Source organism: Massilia sp. YIM B02443, assembly GCF_030411955.1.
Taxonomy (GTDB): domain Bacteria; phylum Pseudomonadota; class Gammaproteobacteria; order Burkholderiales; family Burkholderiaceae_D; genus Telluria.
Map to the genome: position 1 here is coordinate 22,068 of NZ_JASNRA010000006.1, position 14,355 is coordinate 36,422.

Below are 14,355 nucleotides of genomic sequence, written 5' to 3' on the forward strand. Positions count from 1 at the left end.
ATATCAAGGAGTTACGCTAACCCTACCGCCTTTGAGATGTCCACAGGAATTTTTCATCGCTTTGACAAAGTTGTGAACAAGTGAGGTCTGCAGCATGCGGCGCCGGATCGCCGGCGCCGCGGATGGGGGCAACTCAGGCGGCGCCGCCGTCAGCCCGTTGCTTGCGACTGAAGCTGTGCACAGCTTCGACCATGGCGCTGACCGACTCCGGCGGGGTGAATTGCGAGATGCCGTGGCCCAGGTTGAACACGTGGCCATGGCCATTGCCCGGGGTGCCGTAGGCGCTCAGGGAGCGTTCGACTTCCGCGCGGATCTGCTCCGGCTCCGCGAACAGGATGGCCGGATCCAGGTTGCCCTGCAGCGCCACGCGGTCGCCGACCAGCGCACGTGCGCGGCCCAGGTTCATCGTCCAGTCCAGGCCCAGCGCATCGGCGCCGATGTCGGCCATCTCGTCGAGCCAGATGCCGCCGCCCTTGGTGAACACGATGGCGGGAATGCGCTCGCCATCGGGTTTATTCCCGACCGTGCGTTTCAAACCTGCCACGATCTGGCGCATGTACTTGAGCGAGAACTCCTGGTAAGCGCCATCGGCCAATGCACCGCCCCACGAGTCGAAGATCATCACCGCCTGGGCGCCGGCGTCGATCTGGGCGTTCAGGTACTGGATGACGGCTTGCGCATTGATGTCCAGGATGCGGTGCATCAGGTCCGGACGCGCGTACAGCATCTTCTTCACCGTGTGGAATTCGCGCGAACCGCCGCCTTCGACCATGTAGCAGGCCAGCGTCCACGGGCTGCCCGAGAAGCCGATCAGCGGCACGCGGCCATTGAGCGCGGTGCGGATCGAGGTCACGGCCTTGAACACGTAGTCGAGCGAGGCCATGTCCGGCACCTGCAGCGCCTTGACGTCGGCTTCGGTACGCAGCGGACGCTCGAACTTCGGACCCTCGCCGTCGGCGAAGTACAGGCCCAGGCCCATCGCGTCCGGCACCGTCAGGATGTCCGAGAACAGGATCGACGCGTCCAGCGGATAGCGGTCGATCGGCTGCAGCGTGACTTCGGTGGCGTAATCCGGATTCTTGGCCAGCCCCAGGAACGAGCCGGCGCGGGCGCGGGTGGCGCGGTATTCCGGCAGGTAGCGTCCGGCCTGGCGCATCAGCCACACCGGGGTGTACTCGGTCGGCTGGCGCAGCAACGCACGCAGGAAGGTATCGTTCTGGAGCGGGGCGAATTGTGGCATGGGAGACAAGAAACGCGAGGGAAAACCTCTATTATCGCATTCTTCGCGCACACTTATAATGCAGGTCCATGCAGACAGGGAGTTCGTGATGAGTATTGCAACCAGCCAAGATTCGAGCAAACAAGCCACGCCGTGCGGCGCCTGGACCTCGCCAATCAGCGCCGCCGTGGTGGCCGCCGGCGCCGTGCCCTTGTCGCAGGTGATGCTCGACGGGCCGAGACTGGCCTGGCTGGAAGGCCGCGCCAGCGAAGCCGGCCGCACCACCCTGATGCTGCACGACGCCGGCGGCACGCGCGAACTGACCCCGGCCCCGTTCAACGTGCGCACCCGCGTGCACGAATACGGCGGCGGCGCCTGCCTGCTGGCCGGCGGCGACGTGTTCTTCTCGCACCATGTGGATAACCGCCTTTATCGGATCACGGGCAATGCCGAACCCACCGCCCTGACCCAGGACGGCACGCGCCGCTTCGCCGATTTCGTGCTCGACCGCGCGCGGACTCGCCTGATCGCGGTGCGCGAAGACCATTCCAGCGGCGCCACCTATCCGACCAATACCTTGTGCGCGGTCGGCTTCGACGGCGCCGAGACCGTACTGGTCGACGGCAACGACTTCTACGCCGCGCCGCGCCTGTCCCCGGACGGCAGGCAGCTGGCCTGGCTGTGCTGGGACCATCCGCGCATGCCGTGGGTCGGCACCGAACTGTGGCTGGCCGACGTCGGCGACGACGGCGTCCTGCTCAATGGCCGCCTGGTCGCGGGCGGGCCGGAGGAGTCGATCTGCCAGCCCGAATGGTCGCCGAGCGGCGTGCTGCACTTCGTCTCGGACCGCAGCGGCTGGTGGAACCTGTACCGCTACCAACACGGCGTGGTGCAGGCGCTGTGCCCGCGCGCGGCCGAATTCGGCGCCCCGCACTGGGCCTTCGGCGGCTCGCTGTACGGCTTCCGCTCGGACGACGAGATCATCTGCGCCTATATCGAGAATGGCGTCAGCTGTCTGGCGCGCCTGTCCACGCGCGACGGCAGCCTGCTGCCGATCGAGACGGCGTACGAGGAAATCCGCGACCTGCGGGTGCAGGGCGACGTCATCGCCTTCCTCGGCGGCGCGCCGACCATCGCGCCGGAACTGGTGCGCATCGACCTGATGAGCGACGCCAACGAGGTGCTGGCGCATTCGATCCCGCAGCCGCCGTCGACCAGTTATCTGTCGGTGCCGCTGGCGATCAGCTACCCCAGCCAAAATGGACGTACCGCCCACGCCTTCTACTACGCCCCTGCCAACGCCGATCATGAACCGGCCGCCGGCGAACTGCCGCCGCTGATCGTGATCGGCCACGGCGGCCCGACCGGCATGGCGGCCAGCACCCTCAAGCTCTCGACCCAATATTGGACCAGCCGCGGCTTCGCCGTGCTGGACGTGAACTACGGCGGCAGCACCGGCTTCGGGCGCGACTACCGCAACCTGCTGAAACACCAATGGGGCGTGGTCGACGTCGAGGATTGCGTGGCCGGCGCGCGCCACCTGGCGCAGCAGGGACTGGTCGATCCCGAACGCCTGCTCATCCGCGGCAGCAGCGCCGGCGGCCTGACGGTGCTGTCGAGCCTGGCCTTCCACGACGTGTTCAAGGCCGGCGCCAGCTACTACGGCGTGTCCGACCTGGCCGGGCTGGACGCCGATTCGCACAAGTTCGAGTCGCACTACAACCAGTACCTGATCGCCCCGCCCGAGCGCGCCGAGGCGGTGTACCGCGAACGCTCGCCGATCCACCACAGCGACAAGCTGCGCCGCCCGATGATCTTCTTCCAGGGCCTGGACGACAAGGTGGTGCCGCCGCAGCAGTCCGAAAGCATGGTCGAGGCCCTGCGCGCGCGCCGCCTGCCGGTGGCCTACATCACGCTCGAGGGCGAGGGACACGGCTTCCGCAAGGCCGACAGCGTGGTGCGCACGCTGGAGGCGGAGCTGGTGTTCTACCTGCGCGTGTTCGGGATCCCGGTGCCGTCCGGCCTGCCGCAGATCGACATCGAGAACCTCGACGCTGCATGACGCGGGACGATCTGGACGCCCTGCTGGCCGATTGCAATGCCGAAGAACGCGCGATCCTGACGCTGCTGGCGATGGCCGGCGAGCCGATGGGCCGCCAGCGCATCCTGGAGCACATGCGCGCACTGGGCGCGGCGCTGCCGCCGGCGCAGTGGGCCGACGAGCTGGCGCGCCTGCGCGACGCCGGCCTGCTGATCGACGCCAACGAGCGCGGCATGGCGATCGCGCCCGCCGCCGCCTGGCCGGTGCTCGACCGCGCGCTCGACGACGGCCTGTTCGCCCAGGTAGCGGCCGCGTATGGCCAGGTGTCGCCGCTGCGGCGCGACTGGCAGGGCAACCTGATGCTGCGCAGCTACCGCCAGGGCCTGGCCCTGCTGCGCATCGCCCTGCTCACGGGCGAAGGCGAAGACGTGGTGGCGCCGTTGCTCGACGCCTGCCTGCGCTGCCATGAAGCGAACTACCTGCATCCGCTGGTTGACGTCTGCGCACGGCCGTTCGAGCCGTCGATGGTCGAACGCATCCACCCGCGCCTGCGCGAACGGGTGCTGCAGGTGCTGGTGCTGCACCTGCTGAACGAGCCGGCGATCGCGCCGGCGGTGCGCGCCTGCGCCGAGCGCTACCTGCCGCACAGCGGTCCCGAAAGCCCGCTGCGCCTGGCGCTGGGCGAACACTACCTGCTGTGCGGGCGCTTGGACGACACGCTGGCGATGGTGGCCGAGATGAGCGATTCGCCCGGCCTGTTCCTGCGCAGCGTGGTGCAGATCCTGCGGGCGAATAGCGATGCCGACCTCGAGGCCGGCCTGGCCGGCGTCGAAGCGGCGCTGAAACAGCTGCGCAAGGAGACCGGCAAGCGCAAGGCCACCTTCGACGGCCCGGCCGCGCACCTGGCCGTGGCCGCCCTGCTGCGCAGCAGCGACGCCGGCCACCGCAAGCTGGCGGACGCCTGGCTGGAAAGCGTCACGCGCTCGGTCCAGCGTCCCGAGACCGCGGTCTGGTTCCAGCTCGGCATGCTGCACGAGATCCGGCGCGGCACCGTCGACGCCGAATTGTTCGCCACCCGCAGCTGGGAGATGGCGCTGGAACCGACCGTGCTGCGCGCCCTGATCCACTACTGGCTGGGCTTATCAAGCCTGAACGGACAACGCGCCCGCATCGAGGACATGCTGGCCCTGTCCGAGGAAGCCGGCTTCGATTTCTGGTCGGCCCAGCTGGCTGGCGTGCTGGCGCAGATGAACCAAGCCGGCGCGGTCGCGCACGAAGCGCGCGCCGCCCAACTGCGCGGACGCCACCGCTTCGCCGACATGACGCTCTGGTTCGCGCGCGAAGAAGCGTGGGAGCGCCAGCTCAACGCCCTGATCAACCTGCAGCCGGCGTTGTCGGTCGAGACGGTGCGCGAATCGCGCCTGGTCTGGATGATCCGCTACGACCCGCACCTGGGCGTGCAGGAGCTCGAACCGCGCGAACAGAAACGCGATGCGCAAGGCGCCTGGACGCGCGGGCGCGCCATCAGCTTGAAGCGCCTGGCCGAGGAAGGCCAGACGCTCGACTTCCTCACCGCCCAGGACCTGCAGGCGGCGCACACCATCGCCGGGCGGCGCTATTACGGCAGCAGCACCATCCGTTTCGAGATCGAAGTCAACAAGGCGCTGGCGGCGCTGGTCGGCCATCCGCTGCTGTTCTGGATGGATTCGCCCGGCACCCGGGTCGAGCTGCTGCCGGGCGAGCCGGAGCTGCGCGTCACCAAGCACGACGACAGCGTCCACATCGCCCTGGTGCCAAACCTGGAAGACGCGCACGGCGACGTGGTGGTGTCGCGCGAGACGCCGACCCGCCTGCGCCTGGTGCACGTCAACGAAGAACACCGGCGCATCGGCGCCATCCTCGGCGACGGGTTGCACGTGCCGCTGGCGGCCGAGCGGCGCGTGCTGCGCGCGATCGGCGCCGTGTCCTCGATCGTCACCGTGCAGTCGGACATCGGCGCCAGCGCCAGCGACATCGAGACGGTCGACGCCGACCCGCGCCTGCACGTGCACCTGCGCCCTTACCAACAAGGCCTGCGCATGCAGCTGCTGGTGCGTCCGCTGCCGGACGCCGGCGCCTATTACGGTCCCGGCGAAGGGGCGGCCAGCGTGATCGCCGACGTCGCCGGCGTGCGCACGGAGGCGCGGCGCGACCTGAACGCCGAGCGCGAAGCCGAGCGCCGGCTGGTGAGCGCCTGCCAGGTGCTGGAAGGCGCGGAACTCGACCACGGCGAATGGCTGCTCGGCCAGCCGCTGCTGGCGCTGGAGCTGGTCGACCAGCTGCGCGAGGCCGCTGCGCAAGACATCGTGGTGGCCTGGCCCGAGGGCGAGAAGTTCAGGGTCACCAAAAAGGCCACCAGCAAATCGGTGCGGGTCCAGATCCGGCGCGACAAGGACTGGTTCGCGGCCAATGGCGACGTGATGATCGACGAGGGCCGGGTGATGAACCTGCGCACGCTGCTGGAAAAGCTGCGTGAGAGCGACAGCCGCTTCGTGGCGCTGGGCGAGAACGAATACCTGGCCCTGTCCGAGGAACTGCACCGGCGCCTGACGGAGCTGGGCGCCTATGGCGAAATCCACGGCGACGGCATCCGCACCCATGCGCTGTCGAGCTTTGCGCTGGACGAGCTGGCGCGCGACGCCGGCAGCGTCGATGCCGATAAAGCCTGGACCGCGCACCTGGCGCGCATGGCCGAGAACGCGGCCTTCGTGCCGGAGCTGCCGTCGACGCTGCAGGCCGAGCTGCGCGACTACCAGGTCGAGGGCTTCCAGTGGCTGGGACGCCTGGCCCACTGGGGCGTGGGCGCCTGCCTGGCCGACGACATGGGCCTTGGCAAGACGCTGCAGGCGCTGGCGCTGCTGCTGACGCGCGCCAAGGATGGCCCGGCGCTGGTGGTGGCGCCGACCACCGTGTGCCTGAACTGGATCGACGAGGCAGCGCGCTTCGCGCCGACGCTGAACCTGACACTGTTCGGCGCGGGCGACCGCAAGGCGACGGTCGAACAGGCCGGCCCGTTCGACGTGATGGTGGTCAGCTACGGCCTGCTGCAACTGGAAGCGGCGCTGTTCAAGGGCCGGCGCTGGCACAGCATCGTGCTGGACGAAGCGCAGGCGATCAAGAACATGCACACCAAGCGCTCGCAGGCGGTGATGGCGCTGCAGGGCGACTTCCGCATGGCGGCCACCGGCACCCCGCTGGAGAATCACCTGGGCGAATTGTGGAACCTGTTCCGCTTCATCAATCCGGGCCTGCTCGGCACGGCCGACCAGTTCCAGCTGCGCTTCGCCGGCCCGATCGAAAAGGCGCAGACGGATAAGAATAGAGACAGGCGCGCCGAAGCCGGCGCCCGTGTGCGCCTGCGCCGGCTGACGTCCCCCTTCATCCTGCGCCGCACCAAGGCGCAGGTGCTGACCGAACTGCCGCCGCGCACCGAGATCGTGCTGCCGGTGGAGCTGAGCGCCGAAGAGAGCGCGCTGTACGAATCGCTGCGCCGCCAGGCGCTGGACAAGCTGGCGGCACTGGAAGCGCCCGAAGGCCAGAAGTCGATCGAGATCCTGGCCGAGATGATGCGCCTGCGCCGCGCCTGCTGCAATCCCGAGCTGGTGGCGCCCGGCGCCGGCATCGTCAGCAGCAAGCTGGCGGCGTTCGCGCGCCTGACCGAAGACCTGCTCGAGAACCGCCACAAGGTGCTGGTGTTCAGCCAGTTCGTCGACCACCTGACCCTGATCCGCAACTACCTGGACAAGCAGGGCATCCGCTACCAGTACCTGGACGGCGCCACCCCGATGCAGGAACGTAAAAAGCGGGTCGACGCCTTCCAGGCCGGCGACGGCGACCTGTTCCTGATCAGCCTGAAAGCGGGCGGGGTCGGCATCAACCTGACCGCGGCCGACTACGTGATCCACATGGACCCGTGGTGGAACCCGGCGGTGGAAGACCAGGCCTCGGACCGCGCCCACCGCATGGGCCAGCAGCGCCCGGTGACGATCTACCGCCTGGTGGCGCGCGGCACCATCGAGGAAGGCATCGTCGACCTGCACCGCCACAAGCGCGACCTGGCCGACAGCCTGCTGGCCGGGACCGAGGTGGCGGCGCGCATGTCGCCGCAGGACATGCTGGAGATGCTGCGCACGGGGCTGGGACGCTGAGGTTGACGATCAATCAACATTGTCAAACTTACGTGTCGGAATGTTTCAAGGTGGCCGCAAATGCCACGTTTGATGCTAATCTGCACGCGCTCCGCGCCTGAATCCGCGCCTGCCTCCACACCTGCAAGCGCAGCCAGGCCACCCTATTCTCTGTCACAGGGCCGAATACGATGATGAAAACGAAGATCGCGCTGGCAGCCTTGCTGGCGTGTTTCGCACTGACGCCGGCGCATGCCGCCACCGCCAAGTCCAAAGGCAAGGCCAAGGCCGAGGCCAAGTCCTCGAAGGTCGTCAAGAAGAAGACCAGCAATAAAGGCAAGAAAGCCGCCGTGGTTGCCGCCGCCGGCGCTACTGCCGCCGCTGCCGCAAGCACCTCCTCCACTGCCAGCGCCAGCGAAGGCCGCCTCGACCGCCACATGGCCTCGATGAGCATGCAATACCTGACCGCCCTGTGGCGGGTCGACCCGGAAGGCGGCATCTATGTCGGCAAGTTCGACCAGGCCGCCAACCTGACCATCCCCGACGCCGCCACCCGCGCCAGGAAGCTCGCCTTTGCCAACGAATGGCTGGAAAAATTCGGCAAGCTCGACGCCAGGCAGATGTCGCCGCGCTACCGCACCGACCTGGCGCTGCTGGTCAACAAGCTGGAAAAGGACCGCTGGAGCCTGACCAGCTGGCGCGAACACGAGTGGAATCCGTCGCTGTACAACGTCGCCGCGCCGCTCGACCTGATCCTGAACACCGACTACGCGGCCAAGCCGCAGCGCCTGCGCACCATCCTCAAGCGCCTGGCCAACGTGCCGGCCTACTACCAGGCGGCGCAAGCCTCGATCACCACGCCGACGCGCGAGCACACCCAGCTCGCGATCGCGCAGGCGCCGGGCACCATGGTGATCCTGGCCGACCTGGGCAAGGCGGCCCAGGAGTCGATCCTGACGCCGCAAGAAAAAGCGATCTTCGCCCAGCGCCTCGCCAACGCCGGCACCGCGCTGCTGGGCTACATGGACTTTTTGAACGGAATCGAAAAACGCCAGGCCGCCAGCGGCCAGGCGCGCCCGTTCCGCATCGGCAAGGCGCTGTACGAACAGAAGTTCGCGCTCGACATCCAGTCGTCGAGCAGCGCCGAGCAGACCTACCGCAAGGCGCTGGCCACGCGCGAAGAGCTGCTCACCCGCATGGATGCCGTGTCGGACGAGCTGTGGCCGCGCTACATGGCCGGCGTGTCCAAGCCGACGGACCGCTTCAGGAAGATCGGCATGATGATCGACAAGCTCTCGAGCCGCCACGTGGCGCGCGAGAACTTCGTGTCCGAGATCCGGCGCCAGATCCCGCAGCTGCAGGACTGGGTGATCAAGCATGACCTCTTGACGCTCGACCCGAGCAAACCGCTGGAAGTGCGCGAGACCCCGATGTACCAGCGCGGCGTGGCCGGCGCCAGCATCGACGCGCCGGGTCCGTACCGCTCCAAGGACAAGACTTATTACAACGTCACGCCGCTCGACGGCTTGACGGCGGAACAGGCCGAAAGCAGCCTGCGCGAATACAACGAGTGGATCCTGCAGATCCTGAACATCCACGAAGCGATTCCGGGCCACTATGCGCAGCTGGTGCATGCCAACCGCTCGCCTTCGCTGGTCAAGTCCCTGTTCGGCAACGGCGCCATGGTCGAAGGCTGGGCCGTGTATGGCGAGCGCATGATGCTCGAATCGGGGTACGGCGACAACGCGCCCGAGATGTGGCTGATGTACTCGAAATGGAACCTGCGCAGCGTCACCAACACCATCCTCGACTACAGCGTGCACGTGAACGGCATGAAGCAGGCGGAGGCGATCGACCTGCTCACCCGCCAGGCCTTCCAGACGCGCCAGGAAGCCGACGAAAAATGGCGCCGCGTGACGCTGACGTCGGTGCAGCTGACCAGCTACTTCAGCGGCTACCACCAGATCATGGAACTGCGCGAACAGCGCCAGCGCCAGCTGGGCGAGCGCTTCAAGCTGAAGGAATTCCATGACCAGTTCCTCAGCTATGGCAATGCGCCGGTGAAGATGATTGCGGAGCTGATGCAGTAAGCCCGATGTAACAAGCCTGCCTGGCACGGCCATCCGGCTGTGCAAAAGCGCACAAGCGGCGTGCTCCAACGCCTGCTTGTGCGCCCTGTTTCCAGAACTATGATGATCAATGCGGCGCTCGGGCGCCGCCACGATAACCATACTGGAGACAGCGCATGTACCGTTCCTTCAAACTTACGTAAAACTATTTACAGCTTGCTTTACTGTTGAATTCCTGCTTCGTCGAAGCTGGTTTCACCCTGCAATTTTGCAGGGCCAGAGCCGTCTTCTCCACAGGCTGACACGGTGGAACTCACCGCCGTATGATAAGACTACACAGGTTTGAATGAGTTCCAAGCTAACTGCTAAAACCCCTTCGACCGACTAGCGGCGCGGGCCGCGTTCTGCCTGGCGCTGCTTGCGCCGGTCTTCAGCGCGCATGCGCAAACGCCGATCCAGGCCGGTCCCAGCGCCTGGAGCGCCAACCAGACCTGGGCCGCCGACACGACCTATGGCGGCGCCATCACCGACTACTACTGGCCGGCCACCCTCCCCACCCTGGACAACAAGCGCGCCCTGGTGCTGGTGCTGCACGGCTGCGTGCAAACGGCCGGCGGCGACGTGATCAACGGCAGCGGCGACGCCGGCTTCAACTGGAAGGCGATGGCCGACCGGTACGGCGCCGTGATCCTGGCGCCGAACGCCACCGGCAATGTCTACGGCACCCACTGCTGGGACTGGGCCGCCACCAACCGCAGCCGCGGCTATGGCCACAACGCGGTGCTGCTCGACCTGGTCAACCGCTTCCTCAGCAACCCGCAGTATGCGATCGACCCCAAACAGGTGTACGTGGCGGGCCTGTCCTCGGGCGGCGCCAAGGCCATGGTGCTGGCCTGCACCGCCCCCGAGATCTTCGCCGGCGTCGGCATCGGCGCCGGCCCCGCGCCGGGCGTCGGTTCGGGACAGATATCGCTGGTGCCGTCCGGCTTCACGGCAACCACGGCGGCCAACAACTGCCGCGCGATGGCGGGCAATGCGGCCGCTTCCTTCTCGAGCCAGATCGCGAGCGTGATCTGGGGCACGGGCGACTACACGGTGGCACAGGCCTATGGCCCGCTCGACGCGGCCGCGCTGCGCCAGGTGTATGGCGGCACGTTCACCAGGGGCGCCACGGCCAGTGTGCCGGGCAGCGGCAGCAACGTGCCGTACCTTGATGCCAACGGCAAGCTGCGCACCTCGGAGATTGCGGTCAGCGGGCTGGGTCATGCCTGGCCGGCCGGCAGCGGCGGGCAGAACGCCAACTTCGTCAATTCGACCAGGGTGAATTATCCGGCCTTCCTGATGGATTTCTGGTTCACCAACAACCTGCGCATAACACAGGGGCAGGCGCCGGCGCCGGTGATGAGCGCGTGCAGCGCCAGCGTGTCCGGTGCGACCGTGACGGTATCCGGTGCGGCCTCGTTCGACAACGGGACGATCGCGAGCTACCGGGTGCGGCTGGACGGGCCGTCGCCGGTGGACGATGCGGCGGCCGGCACAGGCGGTGGATTCAGCAAGGCGTATGCGGGACGGGCTGACGGGACGTACAGCGGCAGCGTGACGGCGACCGGGAGCAACGGGCAGGTGTCGGCGCCCTGCAGCATCGCGCCCTTCCAGGTGGGGAGCGGGACGCCGCCGCCGCCCTTCACCTGCACCACCAGCACCGCCACCAACTACGCCCATGTGCTGGCCGGGCGCGCCTACGTCAGCGCAGGCTTTGCGCTGGCCAAGGGGTCGAACCAGAACATGGGCTTGTACAACATCTTCATCACGCGCACGCTGGCGCAGACGGCGGAGGGATATTACGTGGTGGGGAGTTGCCCGTAACGCGTTACGCGGTTTCTTCCGGCGCCTGCGTCGCGCGCTGGAAGGCCGGCGCCACCAGCAGGCCCAGCTCGTACAGCAGCCACATCGGAATCGCCAGCGCCAGCTGGCTGACCACGTCCGGCGGCGTCACGATGGCGGCGATCACGAACGCGCCGACGATCACGTACGAGCGGATCTCGCGCAGCTTCTCGATGCTGACGATCCCCATGCGCACCAGGATCACCACCACCACCGGCACCTCGAACGAGGCGCCGAAGGCCAGGCACATCGACATCACGAAGTCGAGGTAGTTCTCGATATCGGGCATGACCGCGATCGACGTCGGCGCGAACTCGCCGATGAAGTGGAACACGCGGCCGAACACGAAGAAGTAGCAGAACGCCACGCCGGCGATGAACAGCAGCGAGGACGAAATCACCAGCGGCAGCACCAGGCGCTTCTCGTGGGCGTACAGCCCCGGCGCGATGAACGCCCAGGCCTGATAGAACACCCACGGCAGCGCCACGATGAACGCCAGCAGCAGCGTCACCTTCATCGGCACCAGGAACGGCGAAATGACGCCGGTGGCGATCATGGTCGAACCTTTCGGCATCGAGGCGATCATCGGCTCGGCCAGCAGGTCGTAGATGTGCGACGGGCCCGGCCACAGCATCAGCGCGGCGCAGACGATCGCGATACCGATCGAGGCCTTGACCAGCCGGTCACGCAGCTCGACCAGATGCGAGATAAATGTTTCTTCGCCGGCTTGCTCGGTCATCAGATCAGAAGAAGGAAGAATTGGATTTGGCGCCCGAACCAGGACGGAACTTGCGCACGCGGGCGGCGCCCGACATCACATGGCGCTTGGTGCCATGGCGGTTCTTGTACCAGGCCGGCACGGCGGAGGTGCGCACCAGCTTCTTGCGGCGGAAGTCCTTGGCCTTGCGGTCGATGTCTTCAAGCGTTGGCGTGCCGTAGCTGCTGCTGGTGGCGGCGCTGCTGCTTTCGTGCGCAGACCCGCCATCCCACAGCGCCTCGACCTCGTCGACATGACTGGTCACGTTCGACTCGAAATCGTTCTTGGCCGATTGCACCTCGTCCTTGAACGACTGCGCGCGGTCCTGCACTTCCTTGTGCAGGTTGCGCAATTCGTCGAGCTCGATCTCGCGGCTGACCTCGGATTTGACGTCGTGCAGGTAGCGCTGGGCGCGGCCGTACAGCGTCCCGGCCATGCGCGCCACCTTCGGCAGCTTTTCAGGGCCGATCACGATCAGGGCAACCACGCCGATGATCGCCAGTTTCGACAGTCCAAGATCAATCATGGAACTGCTTGATTACAGACGGGTCTTGTCGCGGGCTTCCACGTCGATGGTCGACTTGTCGGCCACTTGCTGGGTCGGCTGGCCCGTGGTCGGGTTGACCGGATTGGCCGCATTGGCCTTCTCTTCGTCGCTCTTGACGCCGTCCTTGAAGCCTTTCACGGCCTTGCCCAGGTCGGAACCCATATTGCCCAGCTTCTTGGTGCCGAAAATCAGCATCACGACCACCAGCACGATCACCCAGTGCCAAATACTCATCGAACCCATGTTTATCTCCTAGCAAGGCGCCTGGCGCCTGTAAAACGGACAAGCGTATGTGCAGCGAATAATGCCGCCAACACGCAGTATATGCGATGCGGGAACCGATTGCTCCCGCCAAGACTTACGTCTGCCTTAGATGTTCAGGCCGCGCCACGGACGCGGACCGCCATACACGTGCAAATGCAGGTGATAGACTTCCTGACCGCCATCCGGACCGGCGTTGATCAGGGTCTTGAAACCGCCGCTGGTGTTGCCATTCGCGTCGGTTTTGACGTCGATACCATTCTCTTTTGCAAGCTTGGGCGCCAGCGCCAGCATCTTGCCCAGCACGGCGGCGTGGGCATCGGTGCAGTCCGACAGCGTCGCCACGTGCTGCTTCGGGATCACCAGCAGGTGCACCGGGGCAGCCGGATTGATGTCCTTGAAGGCGAGCAGGTCGTCGTCTTCATAGACGACGGCGGCCGGAATCTGCTTGGCGACGATCTTGCAAAAAATGCAGTTATCCATCTTGTCTCCAGGTTTTTATTACACCGTGCCACAGCGCTGATTGCCGTGGAACCCGCGCATCGTATCAACGCAGCATGACATCGGTGTGACGACCAAAAGCCGATTATGACACCGGTCCGGCTTGGCCGCACGGTGAGGGGGCGCTTACTTGCACCGCGGCAAGCAAACTTGCAACAGCTTATTCCTTGCGCGATGCTTTTTCTTCGATGCCCGACACGCCTTCGCGGCGCGCCAGCTCGTCGAGCACCTGCTGCGGGGTCAGGTCGAACCTGGCCAGCAATACCATCGAATGGAACCACAGGTCGGCGCATTCATACAGCACCTTGGACGCGTCGTTCTCGACGCGCGCATCCTTGGCGGCCATCACCAGTTCGGTGGCTTCTTCGCCGATCTTTTTGAGGATGGCGTCGTCGCCCTTGGCAAACAGCTTGGCGACGTACGAGGTCGCAGGGTCGCCGCCCTGCTCGGGCTTGCGCGATTCGATCACGGCCGCGACGCGGGCCAGGGTAACGCTCATGGGGATTTCTTCTTGTCCGAGGAATAAATGGTGTCCGGGTCCTGCAGCACCGGCTCGACGCTGTGCCAGTCGCCGTCTTCGTACTTCTGGAAGAAGCACGAATGGCGCCCAGTGTGGCAGGCGATGCCGCCGACCTGCTCGATCTTGAGCAGCACCACGTCTTCGTCGCAGTCGAGGCGGATCTCCAGCACTTTCTGGGTGTGGCCCGACTCTTCGCCCTTGTGCCACAGCTTCTTGCGCGAGCGGCTCCAGTACACCGCTTCCTTCAGTTCGACGGTGCGGGTCAGCGCCTCGCGGTTCATCCAGGCGAACATCAATATGTCGCCGGTCGCCGCTTCCTGGGCGATCACCGGCACCAGGCCGTGCTCGTCCCAGCGCACCTTGTTCAGCCATTTGGAATGATTGACCATG

At 66.3% G+C, this 14,355-nt stretch carries 11 protein-coding genes; 4 read left to right on the plus strand and 7 right to left on the minus strand.

Annotated elements, in window-relative coordinates; genetic code table 11:
* Positions 1 to 133: 133 nt before the first annotated feature.
* Entirely contained in the window at positions 134 to 1,240 is a 1,107-nt protein-coding gene (gene hemE / locus QPK27_RS08145) for a uroporphyrinogen decarboxylase (protein ID WP_290417721.1), read from the minus strand.
* A gap of 88 nt (positions 1,241 to 1,328) precedes the next feature.
* On the opposite strand from hemE, the gene QPK27_RS08150 reads away from it, so the two are divergent.
* The 4 genes from QPK27_RS08150 (at position 1,329) to QPK27_RS08165 (ending at position 11,361) form a co-directional block, all read left to right on the plus strand.
* Positions 1,329 to 3,281, plus strand: a complete 1,953-nt coding sequence (locus tag QPK27_RS08150; protein ID WP_290417722.1) for a prolyl oligopeptidase family serine peptidase — start codon at positions 1,329 to 1,331, stop codon at positions 3,279 to 3,281.
* Entirely contained in the window at positions 3,278 to 7,447 is a 4,170-nt protein-coding gene (locus QPK27_RS08155) for a DEAD/DEAH box helicase (RefSeq protein ID WP_290417723.1), read from the plus strand. The genes QPK27_RS08150 and QPK27_RS08155 overlap by 4 nt, the downstream gene beginning before the upstream one ends.
* Positions 7,448 to 7,617: 170 nt before the next feature.
* On the plus strand, positions 7,618 to 9,516 hold the full coding sequence (locus QPK27_RS08160; protein WP_290417724.1) for a DUF885 domain-containing protein: 1,899 nt from the start codon (positions 7,618 to 7,620) through the stop codon (positions 9,514 to 9,516).
* Positions 9,517 to 9,903: 387 nt separating this feature from the next.
* A complete protein-coding gene (locus QPK27_RS08165) occupies positions 9,904 to 11,361 on the plus strand; it encodes a PHB depolymerase family esterase (protein WP_290417914.1) in 1,458 nt (485 codons plus the stop codon).
* 4 nt (positions 11,362 to 11,365) lie between these two features.
* Here the strand turns inward: QPK27_RS08165 and tatC are convergent, their stop codons facing one another.
* From tatC to hisI, 6 genes are all read right to left on the minus strand, one after another.
* Positions 11,366 to 12,118 carry a twin-arginine translocase subunit TatC gene (gene tatC, locus QPK27_RS08170; protein WP_290417725.1) on the minus strand — a complete coding sequence of 251 codons (753 nt, stop codon included), beginning with the start codon at positions 12,116 to 12,118 and terminating at the stop codon, positions 11,366 to 11,368.
* A 4-nt stretch (positions 12,119 to 12,122) separates the two neighbouring features.
* Positions 12,123 to 12,662 (minus strand): Sec-independent protein translocase protein TatB, encoded by a 540-nt coding sequence (tatB, locus tag QPK27_RS08175; protein ID WP_290417726.1) that lies wholly within the window; start codon positions 12,660 to 12,662, stop codon positions 12,123 to 12,125.
* A 12-nt stretch (positions 12,663 to 12,674) separates the two neighbouring features.
* On the minus strand, positions 12,675 to 12,926 hold the full coding sequence (tatA, locus tag QPK27_RS08180) for a Sec-independent protein translocase subunit TatA (protein WP_290417727.1): 252 nt from the start codon (positions 12,924 to 12,926) through the stop codon (positions 12,675 to 12,677).
* 126 nt (positions 12,927 to 13,052) lie between these two features.
* Positions 13,053 to 13,427: a histidine triad nucleotide-binding protein gene (locus tag QPK27_RS08185; protein WP_290417728.1), complete on the minus strand. Its 375-nt coding sequence runs from the start codon at positions 13,425 to 13,427 to the stop codon at positions 13,053 to 13,055.
* Between the two features lie 178 nt (positions 13,428 to 13,605).
* A complete protein-coding gene (locus tag QPK27_RS08190) occupies positions 13,606 to 13,944 on the minus strand; it encodes a phosphoribosyl-ATP diphosphatase (protein WP_290417729.1) in 339 nt (112 codons plus the stop codon).
* Positions 13,941 to 14,354, minus strand: a complete 414-nt coding sequence (gene hisI, locus QPK27_RS08195; RefSeq protein WP_290417730.1) for a phosphoribosyl-AMP cyclohydrolase — start codon at positions 14,352 to 14,354, stop codon at positions 13,941 to 13,943. Before hisI ends, QPK27_RS08190 begins: the two co-directional genes overlap by 4 nt.
* Between the last annotated feature and the right edge of the window lies 1 nt (position 14,355).